General features: G+C 65.3%; 21 protein-coding genes and 1 tRNA gene. 14 read left to right on the top strand and 8 right to left on the bottom strand.

What is annotated here, in order from left to right; genetic code table 11:
- Positions 1-26 precede the first annotated feature (26 nt).
- From RIB52_RS01890 to RIB52_RS01855, 8 genes are all read left to right on the top strand, one after another.
- Positions 27-221, top strand: coding sequence for a hypothetical protein (locus RIB52_RS01890; RefSeq protein WP_350172349.1), 195 nt, complete (start codon positions 27-29; stop codon positions 219-221).
- Positions 218-901 (top strand): peptide-methionine (S)-S-oxide reductase MsrA, encoded by a 684-nt coding sequence (gene msrA, locus RIB52_RS01885; RefSeq protein WP_350172347.1) that lies wholly within the window; start codon positions 218-220, stop codon positions 899-901. Before RIB52_RS01890 ends, msrA begins: the two co-directional genes overlap by 4 nt.
- A gap of 65 nt (positions 902-966) precedes the next feature.
- Positions 967-1,452 carry a Fur family transcriptional regulator gene (locus RIB52_RS01880; RefSeq protein WP_350172345.1) on the top strand — a complete coding sequence of 162 codons (486 nt, stop codon included), beginning with the start codon at positions 967-969 and terminating at the stop codon, positions 1,450-1,452.
- A 98-nt stretch (positions 1,453-1,550) separates the two neighbouring features.
- Positions 1,551-3,485 (top strand): 1-deoxy-D-xylulose-5-phosphate synthase, encoded by a 1,935-nt coding sequence (gene dxs, locus RIB52_RS01875; protein ID WP_350172343.1) that lies wholly within the window; start codon positions 1,551-1,553, stop codon positions 3,483-3,485.
- A complete protein-coding gene (locus RIB52_RS01870) occupies positions 3,485-4,351 on the top strand; it encodes a restriction endonuclease (protein ID WP_350172341.1) in 867 nt (288 codons plus the stop codon). Before dxs ends, RIB52_RS01870 begins: the two co-directional genes overlap by 1 nt.
- Before the next feature lie 91 nt (positions 4,352-4,442).
- Positions 4,443-5,078 (top strand): flavodoxin family protein, encoded by a 636-nt coding sequence (locus RIB52_RS01865; protein ID WP_350172339.1) that lies wholly within the window; start codon positions 4,443-4,445, stop codon positions 5,076-5,078.
- Between the two features lie 81 nt (positions 5,079-5,159).
- Complete coding sequence (locus tag RIB52_RS01860; RefSeq protein WP_350172337.1) at positions 5,160-5,957, top strand: crotonase/enoyl-CoA hydratase family protein; 798 nt, start codon at positions 5,160-5,162, stop codon at positions 5,955-5,957.
- A 4-nt stretch (positions 5,958-5,961) separates the two neighbouring features.
- A complete protein-coding gene (locus RIB52_RS01855) occupies positions 5,962-6,456 on the top strand; it encodes a hypothetical protein (RefSeq protein WP_350172335.1) in 495 nt (164 codons plus the stop codon).
- A gap of 7 nt (positions 6,457-6,463) precedes the next feature.
- Here the strand turns inward: RIB52_RS01855 and RIB52_RS01850 are convergent, their stop codons facing one another.
- The 4 genes from RIB52_RS01850 to RIB52_RS01835 form a co-directional block, all read right to left on the bottom strand.
- Entirely contained in the window at positions 6,464-7,138 is a 675-nt protein-coding gene (locus RIB52_RS01850) for an NnrU family protein (RefSeq protein ID WP_350172333.1), read from the bottom strand.
- A gap of 53 nt (positions 7,139-7,191) precedes the next feature.
- Entirely contained in the window at positions 7,192-8,583 is a 1,392-nt protein-coding gene (locus tag RIB52_RS01845; RefSeq protein ID WP_350172331.1) for an amidohydrolase family protein, read from the bottom strand.
- Positions 8,580-9,941: an amidohydrolase gene (locus RIB52_RS01840; protein ID WP_502879466.1), complete on the bottom strand. Its 1,362-nt coding sequence runs from the start codon at positions 9,939-9,941 to the stop codon at positions 8,580-8,582. Before RIB52_RS01840 ends, RIB52_RS01845 begins: the two co-directional genes overlap by 4 nt.
- A gap of 228 nt (positions 9,942-10,169) precedes the next feature.
- Positions 10,170-11,834: a peptide MFS transporter gene (locus RIB52_RS01835; protein ID WP_350172326.1), complete on the bottom strand. Its 1,665-nt coding sequence runs from the start codon at positions 11,832-11,834 to the stop codon at positions 10,170-10,172.
- Between the two features lie 243 nt (positions 11,835-12,077).
- Between RIB52_RS01835 and RIB52_RS01830 the strand changes: the two genes are divergently transcribed.
- Together RIB52_RS01830 and RIB52_RS01825 are read left to right on the top strand one after the other, a co-directional pair.
- A complete protein-coding gene (locus RIB52_RS01830) occupies positions 12,078-12,416 on the top strand; it encodes a GntR family transcriptional regulator (RefSeq protein ID WP_350172324.1) in 339 nt (112 codons plus the stop codon).
- Between the two features lie 143 nt (positions 12,417-12,559).
- Positions 12,560-12,871, top strand: a complete 312-nt coding sequence (locus RIB52_RS01825; protein ID WP_350172322.1) for an integration host factor subunit beta — start codon at positions 12,560-12,562, stop codon at positions 12,869-12,871.
- Between the two features lie 9 nt (positions 12,872-12,880).
- Here RIB52_RS01825 and RIB52_RS01820 read toward each other — a convergent pair whose 3' ends face one another.
- Entirely contained in the window at positions 12,881-14,566 is a 1,686-nt protein-coding gene (locus RIB52_RS01820) for a cation:proton antiporter domain-containing protein (protein WP_350172320.1), read from the bottom strand.
- Between the two features lie 271 nt (positions 14,567-14,837).
- On the opposite strand from RIB52_RS01820, the gene RIB52_RS01815 reads away from it, so the two are divergent.
- A tRNA-Leu gene (locus RIB52_RS01815) sits at positions 14,838-14,922 on the top strand.
- A 62-nt stretch (positions 14,923-14,984) separates the two neighbouring features.
- Here RIB52_RS01815 and RIB52_RS01810 read toward each other — a convergent pair.
- Genes RIB52_RS01810 through RIB52_RS01800 form a run of 3 tightly spaced genes read right to left on the bottom strand, consistent with a single transcriptional unit; the run spans position 14,985 to position 17,070 of the window.
- On the bottom strand, positions 14,985-15,440 hold the full coding sequence (locus tag RIB52_RS01810; protein WP_350172318.1) for an META domain-containing protein: 456 nt from the start codon (positions 15,438-15,440) through the stop codon (positions 14,985-14,987).
- Positions 15,441-15,473: 33 nt separating this feature from the next.
- Positions 15,474-15,662, bottom strand: a complete 189-nt coding sequence (locus RIB52_RS01805) for a hypothetical protein (protein ID WP_350172316.1) — start codon at positions 15,660-15,662, stop codon at positions 15,474-15,476.
- Positions 15,663-15,717: 55 nt separating this feature from the next.
- A complete protein-coding gene (locus RIB52_RS01800) occupies positions 15,718-17,070 on the bottom strand; it encodes a metal-dependent hydrolase family protein (protein ID WP_350172314.1) in 1,353 nt (450 codons plus the stop codon).
- Between the two features lie 285 nt (positions 17,071-17,355).
- Here RIB52_RS01800 and RIB52_RS01795 point away from each other — a divergent pair, with 285 nt between their 5' ends.
- The 3 genes from RIB52_RS01795 to RIB52_RS01785 all read left to right on the top strand — a co-directional run bounded on the left by RIB52_RS01795 (position 17,356) and on the right by RIB52_RS01785 (position 20,262).
- Positions 17,356-18,045, top strand: a complete 690-nt coding sequence (locus RIB52_RS01795; protein ID WP_350172312.1) for a PilZ domain-containing protein — start codon at positions 17,356-17,358, stop codon at positions 18,043-18,045.
- A 166-nt stretch (positions 18,046-18,211) separates the two neighbouring features.
- Entirely contained in the window at positions 18,212-19,825 is a 1,614-nt protein-coding gene (locus RIB52_RS01790) for an NAD(P)/FAD-dependent oxidoreductase (protein ID WP_350172310.1), read from the top strand.
- Entirely contained in the window at positions 19,825-20,262 is a 438-nt protein-coding gene (locus RIB52_RS01785; RefSeq protein ID WP_350172308.1) for a GtrA family protein, read from the top strand. Before RIB52_RS01790 ends, RIB52_RS01785 begins: the two co-directional genes overlap by 1 nt.
- Positions 20,263-20,264 lie beyond the last annotated feature (2 nt).

Here is a 20,264-nt window from a genome sequence, read left to right as displayed (position 1 = left end):
ACGGACAAGACGACGAAAGACACCCGATGCGATTTTTCGCCAACGACCTTTACCGCAATTTCGCCATCGGCTTCGTGATCGCCGCGATCGGCGTAGGCGTTGCCAATGCACAGGCGCCGCGAGGTGAGATCGCCCCGCTCGCTCATGCCGCGCAGCCGTTCGAAGCGCTCGAACCCGCGCCCGAATTCGTCCTCGCTCCCATGTCCGGAGAGGCCGATTGAATCGCGTCCTCGCCCCCATTCTCGCTGCTGCGCTCGCGATAAGCGGCTGCGCGGGTCCCGCCTTCGCCGCCGAGGAACCGGTCGACGCGCCTGCCGCCAAGCGTATCGCCAAGGAAGGCGCGGGGCTCAAGACGGCGATCTTTTCGGGCGGTTGCTTCTGGGGCGTCGAGGGCGTGTTCAGCCATGTGAAGGGCGTGAAATCGGCCGTCTCCGGCTATCACGGCGGCATGGCGAAGAACGCGAAATATTCCATCGTCACCAGCGGCATGACGAACCACGCCGAATCGGTGAGGATCACCTACGACCCGTACCAGGTGCGCTATGACGAATTGCTGCGCATCTTCTTCTCGGTGGTCGCCGACCCGACCCAGCTGAACCGGCAGGGTCCCGACGTCGGATCGCATTACCGCACCGCGCTCGTCCCGACGAGCGGGGAACAGGAAGCGGTCGCGAGAGCCTATCTCTCCCAGCTCGAAAAGGCGGGGATCTGGGATCGCCCGATCGTCACGAAGATAGAGAAGCAGCGCCGCTTTTACCCTGCGGAAGGCTATCACCAGGATTTCATGGCGAAGAATCCGCGCCACGGCTACATCCTGCGCTGGGACAGGCCCAAGGTCGAGGCCCTGAAGGCGATGTTCCCGCGCGATTATCGTGCCGATTTCTTGCGGGACGCCGTCTGATCGCGCCAGTGGCCGGCCTCACAAGCCGCTTGGCGAAGCCCGCGCGCCGGGCCTATAGGACGGCCATGGCACAGCACGCACACACCCATGCGCACAGCAATCACGCGCATGTCGAACATACCGGCGAAAGCCTCGTCACCGCTGCGCGCACCGCGCTGACGGAAGGCGGCGAGCAATGGACGAGCATGCGCGAATCGGTCTTCGCCGAACTCGCCCGGCACGATCGCCCGGTCTCGGCCTACGACATCGCCGACAATCTCTCGAGCGCTCGCGGCAAGAGGGTCGCTCCCAACAGCGTCTATCGCATTCTCGACCTGTTCGTGGCCAACAACCTCGCCATGCGGGTGGAAAGCTCGAACGCCTATCTCGCCAACAGCCACCCCGGCTGCGAGCATGACTGCATCTTTCTCGTCTGCGACGAGTGTGGCGAGGCGACGCATATCGACGACGAACATGTCAGTCGCACCCTGCGTGCGCTCGCCCAGTCGGAAAGCTTCCATGTGAAGCGCCCGGTGCTCGAAATTCGCGGCCGCTGCGGCGACTGCACGTAAGCCGCGCGGGATTCCCCCTGTCCTGTTGTAAGGATGTCCTGTTGTAACGAACACGCCTTCATCGACAGGCGCGATTCGACTCTGTAAAGCCTGAAATCATGACCAATCCACCTGTCACCCCACTGCTCGACCAGGTCCCGACACCGAACGAGCTTCGCAAACTCGAACCCGATCAGCTGCGCCAGCTTTCCGACGAATTGCGCAGCGAGATGATCGACGCGGTCAGCGTATCGGGCGGCCATCTGGGTTCGGGGCTGGGCGTGGTCGAATTGACGGTGGCGATCCATTACGTCTTCAACACGCCCGAGGACCGGCTCGTCTGGGACGTGGGTCACCAGTGTTATCCGCACAAGATCCTCACCGGCCGGCGCGACCGGATCCGCACGCTGCGCCAGGGCGGCGGTCTGTCGGGTTTCACCAAGCGCAGCGAAAGCGAATACGACCCGTTCGGCGCGGCGCATTCCTCGACCTCGATTTCCGCCGCGCTCGGATTTGCGATGGCGAACAAGCTTTCGGGCAAGCCGGGGCGCGGCATCGCGGTGATCGGCGACGGTGCGATGAGCGCAGGGATGGCCTATGAGGCGATGAACAACGCCGCGCAGGCGGGCAATCGCCTCGTCGTCATCCTCAACGACAACGACATGTCTATCGCCCCACCGGTCGGGGGCCTGTCGGCCTATCTCGCCCGCATGGTCTCCTCGAGCGAGTATCTCGGCCTGCGCAGCCTTGCGAGCCGCGCGGTCAAGAAGATGAGCCGCCGGGTGCACGGCGCCATCGGCAAGGCTGAGGAATACACCCGCGGAATGGTGACAGGCGGGACATTGTTCGAGGAACTGGGCTTTTACTATGTCGGCCCGATCGACGGGCACAATCTCGACCATCTCGTGCCCGTTCTCGAGAACGTCCGCGATACCTCCGAAGGCCCGGTGCTGATCCATGTCGTCACCACCAAGGGCAAGGGATATGCCCCGGCAGAGGAAAGCGCCGACAAGTATCACGGCGTGCCCAAATTCAACGTCGTCACCGGCGAGAAGAAGAAAAGCGCGGGCGGCCCGCCCAATTACCAGAACGTCTTCGGCGACACGCTCGCCGACCTTGCCGACACCGACAGCCGCATCTGCGCGATCACAGCGGCCATGCCGTCGGGCACGGGGGTCGACCGCTTCGCCAAGCGGCATCCCGACCGCGCTTTCGATGTCGGCATCGCCGAACAGCACGGCGTGACTTTCGCCGCCGGGCTGGCCGCGCAGGGGATGCGCCCCTTCGCCGCGATCTATTCGACCTTCCTCCAGCGCGCCTATGACCAGGTCGTGCACGATGTCGCGATCCAGAACCTGCCGGTTCGCTTTGCCATCGACCGCGCCGGGCTGGTGGGGGCGGACGGATCGACCCATGCCGGCAGTTTCGACATCACCTATCTGGCGACCCTGCCCAATTTCGTCGTCATGGCCGCCTCGGACGAGGCCGAGCTCGCCAACATGACCTACACCGCGGTCGAGCACGATTCCGGCCCCATTGCCCTGCGCTATCCGCGCGGCGCGGGCACCGGCGTGCCCATCCCCGAGCAGCTCGAAAAGCTTCCGATCGGCAAGGGTCGCATCGTGCGCGGCGATGGGAGCAAGGGCGCGAAGGTCGCGATCCTCTCGCTCGGCGCGCGGCTCGAAGAGGCCAAGAAGGCCGCCGACACCCTCGAGGCCAAGGGACTTTCGACCACCATCGCCGACATGCGCTTTGCCAAGCCGCTGGACGAGGAGCTGATTGCGAGGCTGATGCGCAATCACGAAGTCGTCGTGACGATCGAAGAAGGCTCGATCGGCGGGCTCGGCGCGCATGTCCTGACCTTCGCCACCGACGAAGGGCTGACCGATGCGGGCCTGAAAATCCGCACGATGCGCCTGCCCGATATCTTCATCGACCAGGACGCGCCCGAAAAACAGTACGACATCGCCGGGCTGAACGCGCCGCACATCGTCGATACGGTGCTGAAAGCACTGAAGCACAATTCGGCGAGCGTGGAAGAGGCGCGGGCCTAATGCCCAACTATGACGAGGCTCCGTTCACTGAGCGGGTCCCGACATACGATGAGTTGAACTGGCCTGCTCTCGCAGCGCTTCGAAATCTAGGGGGCTCGGCCTCGATTGCAGAACATCTAACGCAGGTGATCGAGGAACAGGATGTTCCCGAAGGAGTCGCCGCGCTACCTCACGGCGAGACTGGCCGTTCCGAACTTGAATATCGACTGGCTTGGGCTCGAACTGCTCTTCGTCGCTGCGGCTACGTCGAGAACAGTGCGCGTGGCGTCTGGAGCTTGACTGAAGCTGGCGAACACGCGACGCCTGAAGAACTAAAGATAAGAATAAGCGAGCTCCGGGCCAAAGATCACAAGAAATATCTGACGCGCTCTCAGCCTGTCTCGGATGGCGGCGCTGCAGATGCGCAAACCGATTGGCGCGATGACCTCTTGGATGTGCTTCGAAAGATGGCTCCAGACGCGTTTGAACGACTGTCCAAGCGGTTACTAAGAGAGTCGGGATTTGTGAAAGTTGAGGTCACTGGTAAAGCTGGGGATGGCGGGATTGACGGGACTGGGATTCTTCAACTTAGTCTCATGTCCTTCCACGTTCTTTTCCAGTGCAAACGATACGCGGGATCGGTCACTCCGCGAGAAGTGCGCGATTTCCGAGGCGCAATGATGGGTCGAACCGATAAAGGGCTCTTCATTACGACAGGCACCTTTACGGCTGAGGCGCGTCGAGAGGCCACGCGAGATGGCGCTCCCCCCATAGATTTGATCGATGGAGTGAGTCTCTGCGAAAAATTGAAAGACTTACGATTGGGAGTCGAGGTTCAATTGGTCGAAGAAGTACAGATAAAGCGGGATTGGTTTGATCTAATCTAAATTTTCTGGCGAAGCGGTTCCTCTAAGGCCCCGCCTGAGCAAGGAACCCGCACCCGCGCCCACCCGTCTCCTCTTGAAAGAGGAGACGCCCATGACCCTTTCCGAACCCCTGTCCGCCATCGCGTTGAATTGCAGCCTGAAGCCTTCGAGCGCGGAGGAACCGTCATCGACCGACCGCATGATCGCGCTCATCGCCGATCACCTCGCGCGAGAAGACGTGTCGCTTGCCGAGACGATCCGCGTCGCCGACCATGACGTGAAGCCCGGCGTTCTGTCCGACGAAGGGCCGGGCGATGCCTGGCCTGCCTTGCGTGAAAAGGTTCTCACCGCCGATATCCTGATATTCGCCGGCCCGATCTGGCTCGGCCAGCCTTCCAGCATTGCAAAGCGTGTGCTCGAACGCATGGACGCCTTTCTCGGCGAGGCGGACCATGAGGGGCGCTATCCGCCCTATGGCAAGGTCGCAGTGGTCGGCGTGGTCGGCAACGAGGACGGGGCCCACCATGTCGCCGCCGAAAGCTTTCAGGCGCTGTCCGATGTCGGCTGGACGATCCCGCCAATGGGTTCGTGCTACTGGGTCGGCGAGGCGATGCATCCGACCGATTTCAAGGATCTGGGCGAAGTGCCCACGCCCATCGCGACGACCGCACGCAGCCTTGCCGCCAACGCGGCGCACGTGGCAAGGCTGCTCAAGCAGGAGAGCTACCCGGCCCCCGGCGACCCGTGATCCCCGCCCGCAAGGGTGACGAAGCCGGGTGACGGGGCCGCGCGGCGCTGGCATGACAGGGCGCGAAAGGAAGCCAGTCCCATGTCCCTGCTCACCATCGCCGCCGACGGCCCGGTCACCACGCTCACCATCAACCGCGCGGAGAGCATGAACCCGCTCGGCGCGCCCGGCGACGGCGAGGAATTCGCGCGCGTCGCGCAGGCGATCAACGCCGACATGGACGTGCGCTGCGTCATCCTGACCGGGGCGGGCAAGGCCTTCAGCGCGGGCGGCGATATCAAGGCGATGCGGGACAAGTCGGGTACGTTCGGCGGGACTCCCCCTGCGATCTCCGACGGATACCGCGACAACATCCACCGTATGCTGCGCGCGCTCCACGGCCTGCGCGTGCCGGTGATCGCGGCGGTCAACGGCCCGGCGATCGGGCTGGGCTGCGACGTTGCCTGCCTTGCCGATATCCGCATCGCGTCCGAAAAAGCGAAATTCGGCGTAACCTTCCTGAAACTCGGCATCATTCCGGGTGACGGGGGCACGTGGATCCTGCCGCGCGTCATCGGCATGAGCCGCGCGGCGGAGCTGTTCTTCACCGGGGACGTGATCGACGCCGCGAGGGCGCAGGACTGGGGCCTCGTCAGCCGCGTGGTCGAGCCGGACGAACTGATGGACGAGGCCCGCGCGCTGGCGGCGCGCATCGCGAAAATGCCGCCCCATTCGCTGCGCCAGTCGAAGATGCTGCTGCGGCAGGGAAGCCAGGTGAGCTACGACACCGCACTTGAAATGGCGGCGAACACGCAAGCTATGATGCACCACACCGCCGACCACGAAGAAGGCGTCGCCGCACTGATCGAGAAGCGCGAGGCGGTGTTCAGGGGAGAGTGAAGCGATGGAGCCTGGAGATCCCCCGATCCTTTCCCCGGATGGGCGTTATGCCTTCGCTCATGGCGAGATCGAGCGGCGCAACAATGAATGGCTCCCCTTCGCCTATATCGAAGATACGCGCAGGGAGCGGAGGATTGTCCAACTCGGCACGGGCCAGTTGGTAAGAATGGAATGGACCGGCCCCGCGACGTTCAAACTCTCGGTGAGCCATGAACGCGATCCCGATCTTTGCGTCACCGTCCACGGCGATGCGGCAACGGCCCGCTACGAATTTGCCGAAGAGGCCCTGCGCGGACCGCTCAAGGACCTCGAGCGCGCGCTCGAACGGTGGTTCGACAAGCATCTGCCGCCGCCGCCGCGTGACCCGGTCCGGCCGCAAGCTGCCCGGGCTGAAACCTATGAACCTGTCTCACCCGGGAAAGGCGGCCCCGGTATCGTGACGCTGCTTATCGGCTTCATCGCCATCGTCGCTTTCGTCATCGCATTGGGGTCGGGCTGACAGCCCCTCAAATCCAGCGCCACACCCCCGCCGGGATACCGCCCGCGCGCAGGTGCAACCAGGACAGGCCAAAAAACAGGACAATGCCAAGCCCCCATGCCACCGGGCGAGCGGACAGGAGCCGGCCGAGCCGAGGCCAATAGCTCGTTTTCGACTCCCATTCGGCCCACGCCTCGCCCATTAGCCGCTCCTTCTTTGCGTCCTGCAACCGCGCCCCGACCAGCGCGAGCACGCCCATGGCGAAGGCGGTGAGGACGCTGCGCCAGTTGGTGAACAGGACGATGTGCGAGAGCGCCCACAGCCCGATGCCCCACATCATCGGGTGACGGGTCACGCGGAACACGCCGCGCGGCTCGGCGCGGGCCTGCGCCTCGGCGCCGGGGACGGGAAGCGCCGGGTTGCCGAACAGCGATCCGGCCAGCAGCACCGTTGCCGGCAAGGTCAGCACGGTGGCGATGATCCAGCCGATTTCTCCCGAGCCAGGCAGGTCGCCCGCGGGCGCGGCCTTGTAGGCGAAATAGACCCAGGCGAGCGTCGCCGCGCTCACGATCGTATAGGCGATCTGGAACCCGCCCGCGCCGAGCCTGCCGACCATTGGCTGCCGCAGCGGGTGCGACATCAGGAAATGCGTACCGACGAAAGCGACATTCGCGGCGATCAGCAGGACGAGGCCCGATTCCATAATCCCCCCACGGCAGGTGGCGCGATCATAGCCCGGAAGACGCGGCGCGTCAGCTACCAGTCATAGGCCTTGGGCAATTCGCTTTCATCGAGATCGCGGTAACGCTCCCTGAGGCGACTCTGGTGGCTGTCCATCGGCTGTTCGACGCCTTCTATGAAGACGCGGGTGGGCACGCTCGTCACCTCGAGCGGGTCGCCGTCCCAGATCACGATATCGCCCAGAGCGCCCGGCGCGAGCACCCCTGCGCGCCCGCCCAGCCCGCTGATTTCGGCCGGAATCGAACTGATGGCGGCGAAGGCTTGCCCCCAGGACAGCCCGCTCGCCCCCGGCACGCGCGTGAGCGCGACGAGGTTGCCCGCATATTGCGGCAGGCGGCGCGGGTTCTCCATCGAGGCGGCATTGAGCGCGACCTCGACCCCGGCCCGCATCAAGCGGCCGATATTGCTCTGTGTCGCGGCAAGCTGGTCGAACCCGGTGGGAAGGTCATCGAGGCTGTCGGCGATCACCGGCACGCCCGCGCGCGCGATCTCCTCTGCCGCCAGCCAGCCCTCGCTCGCGCCGACGAGCACCAAGTCGAGCCGCGGGAATTCCTCCTTCAGCGCGAGCACGGCGCGGATGTCGGCGGCGCGTTCGACCGCGACATAGAGCTTCTGCTCGCCGCGCACGACGGGGACGAGGGCGGCGGCGTCGAAACGGGTAAGGAGCACGTCGTTCGGCCGGTCGGTCTCGCGGCCCGCGAGGCGCGGATCGACCGGCAGATCGTCGCCGGTGCGCACGTCGCGGCGCGAGGCGCTTTGTCCGGGTATGCGCGCTGCCTCGCCATAGCTTTGCGCCTCCTTCAGCGCGTTGCGGAACAGCGCATGCGCCGCCGCGCGGCTGCCGCCCGCTATGCGCCCTGCGCCTTCGCCCATCTCGACCATCTGGAAGGCGCGCGGCTGCATCACGGGCTCGGGATCGGACCCGAGATCGATCAGCGCGCCCTGACCGGCGAAGATCGAGGCCGAAGGCAGGGTCGTCGTCGCCGCGCGGGTGATGCCGGCGGCGCGGTGGACGAGGATGTGCTGCGAGTTCGGATTGACGATCGGCGCCGCGTCGAGCGCCGCGCTGAAAGGCGAGCGGCGCGCGCGCTGATCGTTCGACTGGCTGACCGCCCCCACATCCCACAGGCCCAGCGTGGTGACCGTCGCGAAGAGGCCCGGTGTGACCCATGCCCCGTTCGCATCGATGACCGTGTCGCTGGCGAAGGTCTGTCCCGGCGTCGGCGTGCCCGCAAAGACCACTTCGCCGTCTTCGACGATCACGGCGGCGTTTTCGATCGGCTCCGATCCGTCGCCAAGCACGACTTTCGCATTGGTGATGACCACGTCCTGCGCGAGCGCGGGAGTGCTGGCGAGCGCGAGTGCGGAGGCCGCGCCAAGGAAAAGGGGTGCAAGGAGCCGGTTCATTTCACATCTCCCGCGCCGGGCTGGCCGAGCTCGAAATCGCTCACCGGGCGGCGCTTGGGGTCCAGCGCGTCGAACATCAGCGCGCCGTCGATCCAGACCTTTTCGGGCCGCGAATAGACCGACAGCGGATCGCCGTTCCACAGCACCACATCGGCCATCTTGCCGGCTTCGAGGCTGCCGGTCATCTCGGCGATGCCCATGGCCTGCGCCGCGTTCAATGTGATCCAGCCGATCACTTCGGCATCGGAAATGGCGATCCCCATGCGGCGGCCTGCGGCCTGCGCCTTGGCCGCTTCCTGGTTCAATCGCTGGATGTCGTCCTGGCTGTCGGAATGGATGACGACGCATGCCCCCGCCTGTTGCAGGAGCGCGGCGTTTTCAAGGATGCCGTCATAGGCTTCCATCTTGAAGCCCCACCAGTCCGCCCAGATTGCGGAGCACACGCCGTTTTCGCGCAGCAGGTCGCCGATCTTGTAGGCCTCGACCGCGTGGTGGAAGGCGGTGACGCGGTATCCCATCTCCTTGGCCATATCCATCACGAAGGCCATTTCGTCGGCGCGGTAGCAGTGATTGTGTACGAGGATATCCCCGTCGAGCACGCCTTTGAGCGTCTCCTTGGCGAGGTCGCGCTCGGGATTGTCGGAATTGGCGTAATCGATCGCGGCGAGCCAGGTCTGGCGATTGACCGCGAAATTGCCCATCCGGGTCGAAGGCTTGCGCCCGCGCCCGCCATAGACACGTTTGGGATTTTCCCCGCAGGCCATCTTGAAGCCATAGGGCGCGCCGGGAAACTTCATCCCCTGCACCGTGCGCGCGGGCACGTTCTTCAGGGTCACCGAGCGCCCGCCCATCAGGTTCGCCGAACCGGGCAGGATCTGCAGCGCCGTCACTCCGCCATTGGCAAGCGCGCGGGAGAAGCCGGGGTCCTGCGGCCAGACCGAATGTTCGGCCCAGACATCGGGCGTTGTCGGGCTGGTCGCCTCGTTGCCGTCGGAATGGGCATCGACGCTGGGCGAAGGGTAGTCGCCGAGATGCGAGTGGATGTCGATAATGCCGGGGGTGACATATTTGCCCGCGCCATCGATCACGCGGTAGCCTTCGGCCGAAAGCGAGGCATCGCCCACCGCGATGACCTTGCCGTCGCGAAACAGCACCGTGCCGTTCTCGATTTTGCCTCCCGCCCCGTCATAGACGACCGCGCCGACCAGCGCCGTGGGAACGCCGGGATAGGCCTGGTAGGTGGAGGCGTAGGGGCCGTCGCTTTCGGTGCTGGCGGCGTAGGTTTCACCGTCATCGGCAGCGGCGCGCTGGGCGTTTGCATTGGCCGATCCGGTCGTGGTGCAGCCCGCCAGGGCCATCGCCCCGCACAGGCCGGCGATCACGCCGATGCTGGCCGGACGGGCCGGGTGTCCTCGAAAACGCATCAATACAGTCCCCTAGTCTCGCGCTGGGGAAGCCTAGACCCGCGACACCCGGGCTGTAAACCTTATTGGACAGCAAAAAATGTAAACTTAATCGGACAGGTGGGCTCCGCAGGGAGCGGGCGGAGCCGATCCGCGGCCCCGCCCGTCATCCCTCGCGGGCAATCACTCCGCCGGACGCGTCGCCGGGCGGATACCGCCCTCCTGAGCCTCGAGCCCGGCCGCGCTCTGGCCTTCGAGGTCATCGTCGATCGTATCGTCCTTGAGCGTGTCGAGATGCATCAGCTTCTTGATCAGCGGGCTGATGATCATCACGCCGATGCCGATCCCGACCGCGTACAGGCCGACCGTGTTGTAGACGTCGAGCACCACCTGCTTGCCCGCTTCCTCGCCGACGCCTTCCGCGCCGGTTGCCGCCGCGATCAGGCCGGCGGCGAAGTTGCCCGTCGCCGAGGCGAAGAACCACGTCCCCATGATGAGCGAGGCCATGTGCGCAGGGCTCAGCCGGTTCATCGCCGACAGGCCGACCGGCGACAGGCACAGCTCGCCGGTCGTGTGCAGCAGGTAGATCAGGAAGATGAACAGCACCGGCGTCGGCACGTTGACACCGACGCTGGTCGCGCCCCAGACCAGCACCAGGAAGCCGAGCCCGACCTGCACCACGCCCAGCCCGAACTTCATCGGCGCGGACGGCTCCAGCCCGCGCGAGGCGAGCCCCTGCCAGACCATCGCGAAGACCGGAGCGAGCAGCACGATGTAGATCGCGTTGATCGACTGGAACATCGAGGCATTGACGCCCTGCGTGTCGACATGGCGGTCGGTGAACAGGTTGAGCGAGGAGCCCGCCTGTTCGAACAGCGCCCAGAACACGATCGAGACGAAGATCAGGAACATCGCCGCGAAAATCCGGTCACGCTCTTCCGAGGGCAGCTTGGCCACCGCGATCCACAGCACGTAAAGCACCAGGGCGCCGCCGAACGTGCCGAGCACGTAGCCGACCATTTCCTGGAACTGGATCGCGCCGAAGCACAGCAGCACCATGGCAAGACCCGCGCCGTAGATCAGCCATTCCTTGCCCCCGGCGATGCGGGCCGGGTCCTTGGGCTCGCCCTTGCCCATCAGCAGCGGCTTGCCCAGCACGAAGAAGATGAGGCCGATCAGCATGCCCACCCCGGCAAGGCCGAAGCCGTATTGCCAGCCATAGGTCTGGCCAAGATAGCCGCAGATGATCGACGCGGTCGCCGCGCCGACATTAATTCCCATGTAGAAGATCGTATAGGCCGGATCGCGGCGGATATCGGTGCGATCGTAGAGCTGGCCGACGATCACCGAGATGTTGGCCTTGAGAAAGCCCGAGCCGACGATGATCAGCGCGAGCGCCATCCAGAAGATGAAGATGAACGGATCGTCCTGACCACCGCTGCCTTCGAAGGCCATGAAGAAGTGGCCGAGTGTCAGCAGGATCGCGCCGAACAGCACCGCCTTGCGCTGGCCGAGGAACTGGTCGGCGAGATAGCCGCCGACGACCGGTGTGATGTAGACCAGCGCGGTGTAGGCCCCGTAGATGATCGAGGCCTCGCTGTCGGAAAACAGCCAGTGCTGGACGAGATAGAAAATCAGCAGCGCGCGCATCCCGTAATAGGAAAAGCGCTCCCACATCTCGGCCAGGAACAGCACGAACAGGCCCTTGGGGTGGCCGACCACCTCCGGTTCGGGCCGCGTGATAAGGAACAGCCCGCCGAGCAGGAACGCCGCGAGCGCGACAGACGCCCCGCGAAACGCCCACATCTCGAACGCGCTGTCGAATGTGAAGAAAAGACCTTCGATCATGATCCCAGAATATCCCCGTCTGTGCCGGAACTCCCCGAACCGGCCCGAAAGCGGCGCACACTAGCGGCAATGCGCGCCATGTGAAGCCTCGATTACAGGCACCGCTCGCAAGGCCCGGCTGAACCTCGCCTGAGGCGCGCGCCTTGTCCCGCAGGCCAGGGCACTCGCCTTGACGCGCGTGGCTGTGTTATGGCACTGAAGCACCGTGCGCCGCGTTGCTCGCAGGCGTCAGGGACACGACACATGAACCAGGCCCGCCCGGTCTATCTCAAGCTGCGCGACAGGATCGCGGCTGCGATCATGGAGGGCGACTATCCCGAAGGCGCGATGCTGCCCTCGGTGCGCGCGCTCGCTGCCGAACAGGGCGCGAACCCGCTGACCGTCGCGAAAGCCTACCAGCAATTCCAGAATGACGGCCTCGTCGAGGTCCAGCGCGGGGTCGGCATGTATGTCGTCAAGGGCGCGGCGGAACGCCTGCGCCGGGCCGAACGTGAGCGATTCCTTCAGGAAGAATGGCCCGACCTGCGCGAGCGGATGGACCGGCTCGGGCTCGACATCGCGCAGCTGGCAGAGCGTAAGTGAGCGTTCACAACCCGCAAAAGGCCTGAAATCGCCGTTTTCGAGGGCCTGTCTCGCTTGCGGGAGGCGCAATCCTCTGGCAGTCATCGCAGTTCGAGCGGGTCCGTCGGGTCAGGGCCTGGACAGGGGACTTCGGAACAGTGCGATTGTCGCCGCGCTGCAGCCGGGAGGGCGAAATGATCAGATCCGAATTGCTGCAGGCGCTGCACAGGGACAATCCCGAATTGCGCGCGGAGGAGATCGAGCAGGTCGTCGACATCTTCTTCGACGAGATCGCCCAGCGCCTCGCCGAAGGGGGGCGGGTCGAACTGCGCGGGTTCGGCGCGTTTTCCACGCGTGAAAGACAGGCCCGCACCGGCCGCAATCCGCGCACCGGCGAAACGGTCGAGGTTCCGGCGAAGCGTGTGCCCTATTTCAAGGCGGGCAAGGAAATCAGGAAACGCCTGAACGAAGGCTAGGCATACGCATCAGGCTGCAAGCGCGGCGGAAGGCTCCGCTCCCGCCCGGCCCCCGGCATGGCGCCGCTTGCGCCCCAGCCCGGCGAACACCGCCTCGATCAGCCGCTCCGCACCTTGCTCGCCCCCGGCGGCAACCGGAATCATGCCGAGCGCGGCGAATTCTCCCGCCATGTCGGCATCGGGAAGCGCGATGACCCGGGCGATTGTCGGGAAGCGCTCCTGCACCAGCGGGGTCAGCGCACGCGAAGCGGCGACATTGCCGCTTGCCACCACGACCATTTCGCGCCGTGCCATGCCGAGCGCGTCCCAACTGCGCGGATCGGCCGGATTGACATACTGCACCCGGTAGCCATCGGCGCGGGCGATCTCGAAGCGGTCATGATCCGGCTCGAGCGCAAGATAGCCGATCGCCTCCTGCCCCAGCGCATCGGCAACGGCGCGGCCCGCGCCCGTCAGCCCGATCACCACGACCGGCGCGTCGTCGCCGGCGAGCTTCGCATCGGGCGGGCCGGTGCGCAGTTTTCCCGCCAGCCTGCGCCCCAGCGCGGAGATTGCCGGGGTGAGTGCGAGGCTGATGGCGATGGCGGTCACGAGAATCGCGATCAGGCGCTCCTCCACCAGCCCCGCAACCGCCGGCACCGCGAACAGGACGAGCGCGAATTCGCTGCCCTGGCCGAGCAGGAAGCCGAGTTGAACCGATCCCGGTACCGACCAGCGATTGGCGAGGGCGGCCGCGACGTTGAAAGCGCATTTCATAGCCACCAGCCCGGCCGCCGCCGCCAGCACCAGCGCCCAGTTCGCCGCCAGAACCGCAGGGTCGATCATCAGCCCGACCGAGATGAAGAAGAAGCTCAGGAACAGCCCCCTGAACGCCTCGATTTCGCTCTGGACCATGATCCGCCAGGGCGAATCGGCCACCGCCATCCCACCCAGAAACGCCCCGAGCGTAAGCGACAGGCCCGAAACACCCGCCGCCCAACCCGCCGCCAGTGCGAGGAACAGGGCGGTCGCGGTGAAAACCTCGCTCGATCCCAGCCGCCCGATCAGGCGGAACAGGGGCTCTGTCAGGTATCGTGCGAACAGCACCGCGACACCGAAAGCGGCGAGCGCCTTGACCCCGGCAAGGCCCAGTGCGGGCAGCACTGCCCCGCCGCTCCCCAGGGCGCCTGCGGCGATGAGCAGCAGGATCGCGGCGATATCCTGGAAGATCAGGATCGACTGCGCGGCCCGCCCGACCGGGCAATCCTCCTGTCCGCGCTCGCGCACCAGCCCGATGACCACCGCGGTCGAGGACAGGCCCATCGCAAAGCCGCCGATAACCGCGAATTCGGCCGGCAGGCCGAAGGCGAGGAACAGGGCGATGAAGGCCCCGCCGGCCACCAGCATCTGGAGGCTGCCGAAACCGAAAATGTTGGCCGCTTCCTCGCGGATGCGGCCGAGCGAGAAATGCAGGCCCAGGTTGAACAGCAGGAACATGATTCCCGCCTCCGCCATCGCGGCGACCACCGGCCCGTCGAACGCCTCGCGAAAGCCGAGCGCGCCGATGCCAAGGCCGAGCGCGATGTAACCGACGATCGGATTGAGCCGCATTGCGCGCGAGCCGAGCGCGGCAAGGATGCCGAGCCCGATCAGCGCGATCGCCGGCTGGATCGTGGCGACCACCGAATGCGCGTCGTGAACCGTCTCGCCCGGCATTTTCGTTGCCCTACCGCATCTCTGTTTGAGGGCGTTTTTGTTGCCCTACCGCTTCGCTGTTTGAGGGCGTTTTTGTTGCCCTACCGCTTCGCTATCCGAGGGCGTTTCTGCTGACCGACTGCTTCGCTTCACTAGGTCGCTTGCCTCGGTCGCAACGCCGCTTGGCACCACGAATGCGTGGGACCATGGCGCGGCCCGCCCGGTCTGGCAAGCGCGCGGCAGACCCCATCATTGCGACCATCGGCATGCCTGTCTATCGCTTCCCCCGAGTGCGGGTGTGGCGGAATGGTAGACGCCGGGGACTTAAAATCCCCTGATCTTTGATCGTGCGGGTTCGAGTCCCGCCACCCGCACCACTCTGCGAAGGGGGCCGATCGCGTCACCGCGTTCGGCATGTCCGCCACCGGGCGGCTAACGCTCAGGGCGTTTCGAGCTCGGTCGGTTCCCAGACGAGGATGCCGCCATCGGCCATCAGTGCCATGTTGAGCCGTCCGTCCCGCATCACGTAGCTGCGCACGAAGCCGAGCTGCTGGCCGAGCTTTTCGCTCAACGAATCCGGCGGACACATCGCCATGGTCGAGGCAATGTTGCCGAACTCGAGCGAGCCCTGCTTCGCGCCCGTGCTCGCGCTCTCGTAGGAGCTGCGCCCGCGATTGCAGTCGAGCTTCATGTAGGCCATCGAATCCTCGGCGAAAGTGATCGTGTAGCGGTCGGGATTGTCGGCGCGGGTCGTGCCCTGCGCATCGTCCATCGACTGCATTTCGACCAGCCGCCAGCTCGTCCCGGCCAGCGGGTCGGCCGACTCCGGCACGGTCGTGCAGGCGGCGAGCAGCGCGCTCGCGGCCAGAATGGGAGCGATTGTGTTCTTGATCATGTCCGTCTCTCCTTTGGGTTCCCCGGAGGGAGTTCATTCGGCCTTCTCGAAAGGGAAGGGATCGGACGTGACGAAGGCCTGCAATGCCTCGCCCGAATGGATAGCGGTCCTGTCGCCGCAGAGATAAAGCTTTCGAGCGCGCCGGGCGGTGATCGTCCATGCCAGGGACGAAGCGGAAGGCGTGATCCGCTCCACAACCACGCCTGCCCGATCCGCGTCCATCGCGTCTGCCTCCCTTTCAGCGGGCGGCGAGCGCTGCAGCGCCGGGAAAGGTCCGTCACCGCGCGCCCTTCACGATGCGGCCATCCTTCATGATGACCGCGAAATTGCGCTCCGGGTCGGCGATCAGGTCGATCTCGGCAAGCGGATCGCCCTCGACGAGGATGAGATCGGCCAGCGCGCCTTCCTCGACCACGCCAAGCCGCCCCTCATAGGGCGTGCGCGGCCCCGACAGCGCGAGCAGCTGCGCATTGTCGTGCGTTGCCAGACGCAGCAATTCGGCCGGCGTGAAATAGGGCTTGAGCCGCAGGAGATAGGCGTTCTGCTGTGCGTTGAGACCGGGCTCGAACAGGAAATCGGTCCCCCAGGCGAGCTTGACGCCGAGCCGCTTCGCCATCGGCCAGACGCGTTTCTGCCCCTCGATCACGGGCCTGCGCTTCTCGCGCCGTCTCGGGTCCATCGCCTCGGTCGATTCGACGAGCATCTGGGCCGACAGCCACACGCCCTTGTCCGCCATCAGTCTCAGCGTGTCCTCGTCGAGCAGGTTGCCATGCTCGATCACCGTCACCCCCGCCTCGATCGCGCGGCGGACCGACTTGGGGTGATAGGCATGGACGGTGACATAGGTGTTCCAGTCGGAGGCGGCATCGACTGCGGCCTTCATCTCGTCGAGCGTGTATTGCGTGACATCGAGCGGATCGTATTCCGAGCTCGTCCCACCGCCCGCAGCGATCTTGATCTGGCTTGCGCCGAGGCGCAGGTTTTCTCGTACCGCGGTCAACACTTCGGCGCGGCCATCGGCGATCACGCTTGCCCAGACCTGCTCGGCGCGCGGGATCTTGCCGGTGAAACGGCGCGAAGGCTCGTCCGGCAGGCGCAAATCGGCATGGCCCGAGGTCTGCGAGATCATCGGCCCGGAGGGCCAGATGCGCGGACCGATGACCCGGCCGCTGTCGATCAGGCGCTTCAATTCGAACGACGGCCCGCCGACATCGCGCACCGCGGTGAAGCCCCGCAGCAGCATCGCCCGCGCCTGCCCGGCGGACAGCTGCATGACCTTCTCGAGCCCCATGTCCGGTTCGAGCATCTGCGCGGGGGAGAGGCTGTTGAACATCATGTGGACGTGGTTGTCGATCAGGCCGGGCATGAGCGTCCGCCCGCGGCCTTCGATCACGATGGTGCCGGGCCCCGGTTGCGCGACGTCTTGGCCGATGGCGGCGATGACATTGCCCCGAACCAGTACGTCGACGCGCTGGGAAAGGGTCTTGGAGGTCCCGTCGAAGACCCGCACATCGGCAAACACGATTTCGGGAGGCGGGGCTTGCTCCTGCGCATGGAGCGGAGCGAATGCGAGCGCCGCCCAGGCCAGGATCACGAGGCGCAGCGCGCCGACCAATGCGTGAAGCGGCATCGTTCCCTCCTTCGAAGCGACCCGAAGGAGCATGTCCCCGCCAGTGCGTCACTTTATAGCAAGGCCTTGGCGGAATGGTAATCTTTATTTTTTGAAAGACTCCCTTCGCGCAAGATATTTATAATAGCAGCATCGCGCCATGCCCCGCCAGCTTGCCGCGCCAACCCTCGCCCCAGCGTTATCCTGCTCTTAACCGGCCTTGGCCTACATGGCTGTCATCTTGCGGGGATCATTCGAACCGGTCGCATCGGCGCACAGCGCGCGCGCACCGGCAGGGCACGATTTATGAACGAGGCAGCGAGCAATCCGTGGCCCGAGCGCGCGGTCCCCACCGACGAGGGGAAGCCCGGTGCGCCAGCGAAAGCGGGCGAAGGCGACCCGGCCGGCGAGGACATGCGCACCGCGCCGCGCTTCACCCTGCTGATCCGCGCGGCGCGGCTGGTCTGCGCCAAGGGCGAATTCGTCTGCGTCATCCGCGACGTTTCCGAAACCGGGGTCAGCGTGCGCCTGTTCCATCGCCTGCCCCCCGGAGGGCCCTACGAACTGCACATGCCCGGCGGCGAAGCCTACGAAATGCGCAATGTGTGGCAGCATGACAACGAGGCGGGCTTTGAATTCTCCCGCCCCGTCGATGTCGCGCGCCTGATCGGGGAGGCCGGGCAATATCCCAAGCGCGGGCTCAGGCTCGACCTCGTTTTCCCGATCACCGTCCGCACGCTCACCCAGCAATGCGAAGGCGTGGTCGAAAACGTCTCGCAGCAGGGCGCGCGGTTGGAATGTGACGGCCTGTTCGCGATCGACCAGTCGTTGCGCATCGAAGGCATGGATTTCAGCGGCACTCGCAGGGAAGTGCGCGCCAAGGTTCGCTGGCGGCGCGACAGGCGCTATGGCGTGGTGTTCGACGACACCTTCACGCTCGGCGATTTTGCCCGTTTCGCCGCGCAATTGCAGGAACCCGCCCTGCTGCACGAATGACCGGCCGCGCAGCCTGCGGGGTGTCCCCGGGGAGCGGCGACAATTTTTCGGGCGCAGGGCGGGCGTGTTTACCCCTCGCTAACCAATTTCCTTCACTCCCGGCTGCGACCGCGCACCGCCCGATCCGTCGGGCCGCGCCGGGCGACACGGATAAACGGGGGCCTCGATGAGTGATTGTAAAGCGGCGTTTTCGGGCATGCGGGAAGTGGATGTCGCGATCATCGGCGCCGGCCCTGCGGGGCTTACGGCCGGTTATCTCCTGACGAAGCAGGGCAAGTCGGTCGCGATCATCGAACAGGACGAAACCTATGTCGGCGGAATCAGCCGCACGGTCGAGCATGACGGCTATCGCTTCGACATCGGCGGGCACCGCTTCTTCTCGAAAAGCCAGCAGGTCGTCGACCTGTGGAACGAGATTCTTCCGCACGATTTCATCCAGCGCCCGCGCATGAGCCGGATCTATTACGAGGGCAAGTTCTACTCCTACCCGCTGCGCGCCTTCGAGGCGCTGGGCAATCTCGGCCTGCTGCGATCGACCGCCTGCATGGTGAGCTATCTGCGCTACAAGCTGTTTCCCATCCGCGAGGTCAAAAGCTTCGAGGACTGGACCACCAACCAGTTCGGCAAGACGCTCTATTCGATCTTTTTCAAGACCTATACCGAAAAGGTGTGGGGCATGCCCTGCGATGAAATGAGCGCCGACTGGGCGGCACAGCGGATCAAGGGGCTGTCGCTGATGAGCGCGGTCGTGGATGGGGTGAAACGCAGCCTCGGCCTCAACAAGCGGCCCAATGACGGCAGCGGCAACCAGGCCAAGACCCTGCTCGAGACTTTCCGTTACCCCCGTCTTGGCCCCGGCATGATGTGGGATGCGGCGCGCGATCATGTGCTTGCCTCGGGCAAGGGCGAGGTGTTGATGGGCCATTCGCTCGAACGGCTGGCGCGGGACGGCGAAGGCTGGATGATGACGGCGAAAAGCCGCGAAGGGCTGGCGCAGATCCGGGCGAAGGACGTGATCAGCTCCGCCCCGATGCGCGAACTGGCCAAGCGCCTCCACCCGCTGCCGGAAAGCACGCTGCAGGCGAGCAATCTGCGCTACCGCGACTTCCTCACCGTCGCGCTGATGATCGACAGCGAGGACCTGTTCCCCGACAACTGGATCTATATTCACGATTCCAAGGTGCAGGTCGGCCGCGTCCAGAACTTCCGTTCATGGTCGCCCGAAATGGTGCCGGATGAAAACGTGGCCTGTGTCGGGCTCGAATATTTCTGCTTCGAAGGCGACGGGCTGTGGACCTCTGCCGACGAGGACCTCGTCGAACTGGCGAAAAAGGAAATGGCGATCCTCGGCCTCGTCGATCCGGCCCGGGTCCGCGGCGGCGTGGTGGTGCGGCAGGAAAAGGCCTATCCCGTCTATGACGAGGATTATGCCGCCAATGTCGATGCGATGCGCCGCGAGCTCGAGGCGAAGCACCCCACGCTGCACCTTGTCGGGCGCAACGGGATGCACCGATACAACAACCAGGACCACGCGATGATGACCGCGATGCTCACGGTAGAGAACATTCTCGCCGGCCGCCGCGTCTACGATACGTGGTGCGTCAACGAGGACGCCGAATATCACGAGGCGGGCGACGAGGGCGCCGATGCCGGCATTCCCGTGCGCGAGGCGGAGACCAGGCCGCTCAGCGAAGACCAGGTCGCCGCTCTCACCTCCTTGCGCGGCGTGCCCGAACGCCTTGCCCCCGATACCGACGCACAGGTGCGCAGGCGCGCCTGATGCAGTTCGCGGCCCACATCCTTTCCCGGCTGCGCGATATCCGCTTCGTGCGCTACCTGCTGGCGAGCGTGGGGGCGCTGGCTGTCGATATGGGGGCGTTCCTCGCCCTGCTCGGCATCGGCATGGCGCCCGCCCCTTCTTCGGCGGTGGGCTATTCGCTCGGCATCCTTGCCCACTGGCTGATGTCGAGCCGCGCCGTCTTCCATGACAGCGTCGCTCGAAAAGGCTTCGCGCGGACCCGGCAAAAGGCGCTGTTCGTCATTTCCGCCCTGCTCGGCCTTGGCCTGACCACCGCGATCGTCGGTTTCGGCGACATGGCCGGAATCGATCCGCGCATCGCCAAGCTGGTCGCGATCGGCGTGAGTTTCATGGCGACATGGCTGGTGCGCAGCCGGATCGTCTTTCGCGCTGCGATCACCGGGCACGAGGGGGCATGAGG

This window comes from Erythrobacter sp. (assembly GCF_040217515.1).
In the GTDB taxonomy this organism is placed as follows: domain Bacteria; phylum Pseudomonadota; class Alphaproteobacteria; order Sphingomonadales; family Sphingomonadaceae; genus Erythrobacter.
Note: the sequence above shows the minus strand (reverse complement) of the source record. Positions and strands in the feature narration are given on the sequence as shown.

Bases quoted from the DNA above. Each gene is read 5' to 3' on its own strand.
- RIB52_RS01890 (WP_350172349.1), top strand. From the start codon at position 27: ATGCGATTTTTCGCCAACGACCTTTACCGCAATTTCGCCATCGGCTTC.
- RIB52_RS01880 (WP_350172345.1), top strand. From the start codon at position 967: ATGGCACAGCACGCACACACCCATGCGCACAGCAATCACGCGCATGTC.
- dxs (WP_350172343.1), top strand. From the start codon at position 1,551: ATGACCAATCCACCTGTCACCCCACTGCTCGACCAGGTCCCGACACCG.
- RIB52_RS01870 (WP_350172341.1), top strand. From the start codon at position 3,485: ATGCCCAACTATGACGAGGCTCCGTTCACTGAGCGGGTCCCGACATAC.
- RIB52_RS01865 (WP_350172339.1), top strand. From the start codon at position 4,443: ATGACCCTTTCCGAACCCCTGTCCGCCATCGCGTTGAATTGCAGCCTG.
- RIB52_RS01860 (WP_350172337.1), top strand. From the start codon at position 5,160: ATGTCCCTGCTCACCATCGCCGCCGACGGCCCGGTCACCACGCTCACC.
- RIB52_RS01855 (WP_350172335.1), top strand. From the start codon at position 5,962: ATGGAGCCTGGAGATCCCCCGATCCTTTCCCCGGATGGGCGTTATGCC.
- RIB52_RS01850 (WP_350172333.1), bottom strand. From the start codon at position 7,138: ATGGAATCGGGCCTCGTCCTGCTGATCGCCGCGAATGTCGCTTTCGTC.
- RIB52_RS01845 (WP_350172331.1), bottom strand. From the start codon at position 8,583: ATGAACCGGCTCCTTGCACCCCTTTTCCTTGGCGCGGCCTCCGCACTC.
- RIB52_RS01840 (WP_502879466.1), bottom strand. From the start codon at position 9,941: ATGGCCCTGGCGGGCTGCACCACGACCGGATCGGCCAATGCAAACGCC.
- RIB52_RS01835 (WP_350172326.1), bottom strand. From the start codon at position 11,834: ATGATCGAAGGTCTTTTCTTCACATTCGACAGCGCGTTCGAGATGTGG.
- RIB52_RS01830 (WP_350172324.1), top strand. From the start codon at position 12,078: ATGAACCAGGCCCGCCCGGTCTATCTCAAGCTGCGCGACAGGATCGCG.
- RIB52_RS01820 (WP_350172320.1), bottom strand. From the start codon at position 14,566: ATGCCGGGCGAGACGGTTCACGACGCGCATTCGGTGGTCGCCACGATC.
- RIB52_RS01810 (WP_350172318.1), bottom strand. From the start codon at position 15,440: ATGATCAAGAACACAATCGCTCCCATTCTGGCCGCGAGCGCGCTGCTC.
- RIB52_RS01805 (WP_350172316.1), bottom strand. From the start codon at position 15,662: ATGGACGCGGATCGGGCAGGCGTGGTTGTGGAGCGGATCACGCCTTCC.
- RIB52_RS01800 (WP_350172314.1), bottom strand. From the start codon at position 17,070: ATGCCGCTTCACGCATTGGTCGGCGCGCTGCGCCTCGTGATCCTGGCC.
- RIB52_RS01795 (WP_350172312.1), top strand. From the start codon at position 17,356: ATGAACGAGGCAGCGAGCAATCCGTGGCCCGAGCGCGCGGTCCCCACC.
- RIB52_RS01790 (WP_350172310.1), top strand. From the start codon at position 18,212: ATGAGTGATTGTAAAGCGGCGTTTTCGGGCATGCGGGAAGTGGATGTC.
- RIB52_RS01785 (WP_350172308.1), top strand. From the start codon at position 19,825: ATGCAGTTCGCGGCCCACATCCTTTCCCGGCTGCGCGATATCCGCTTC.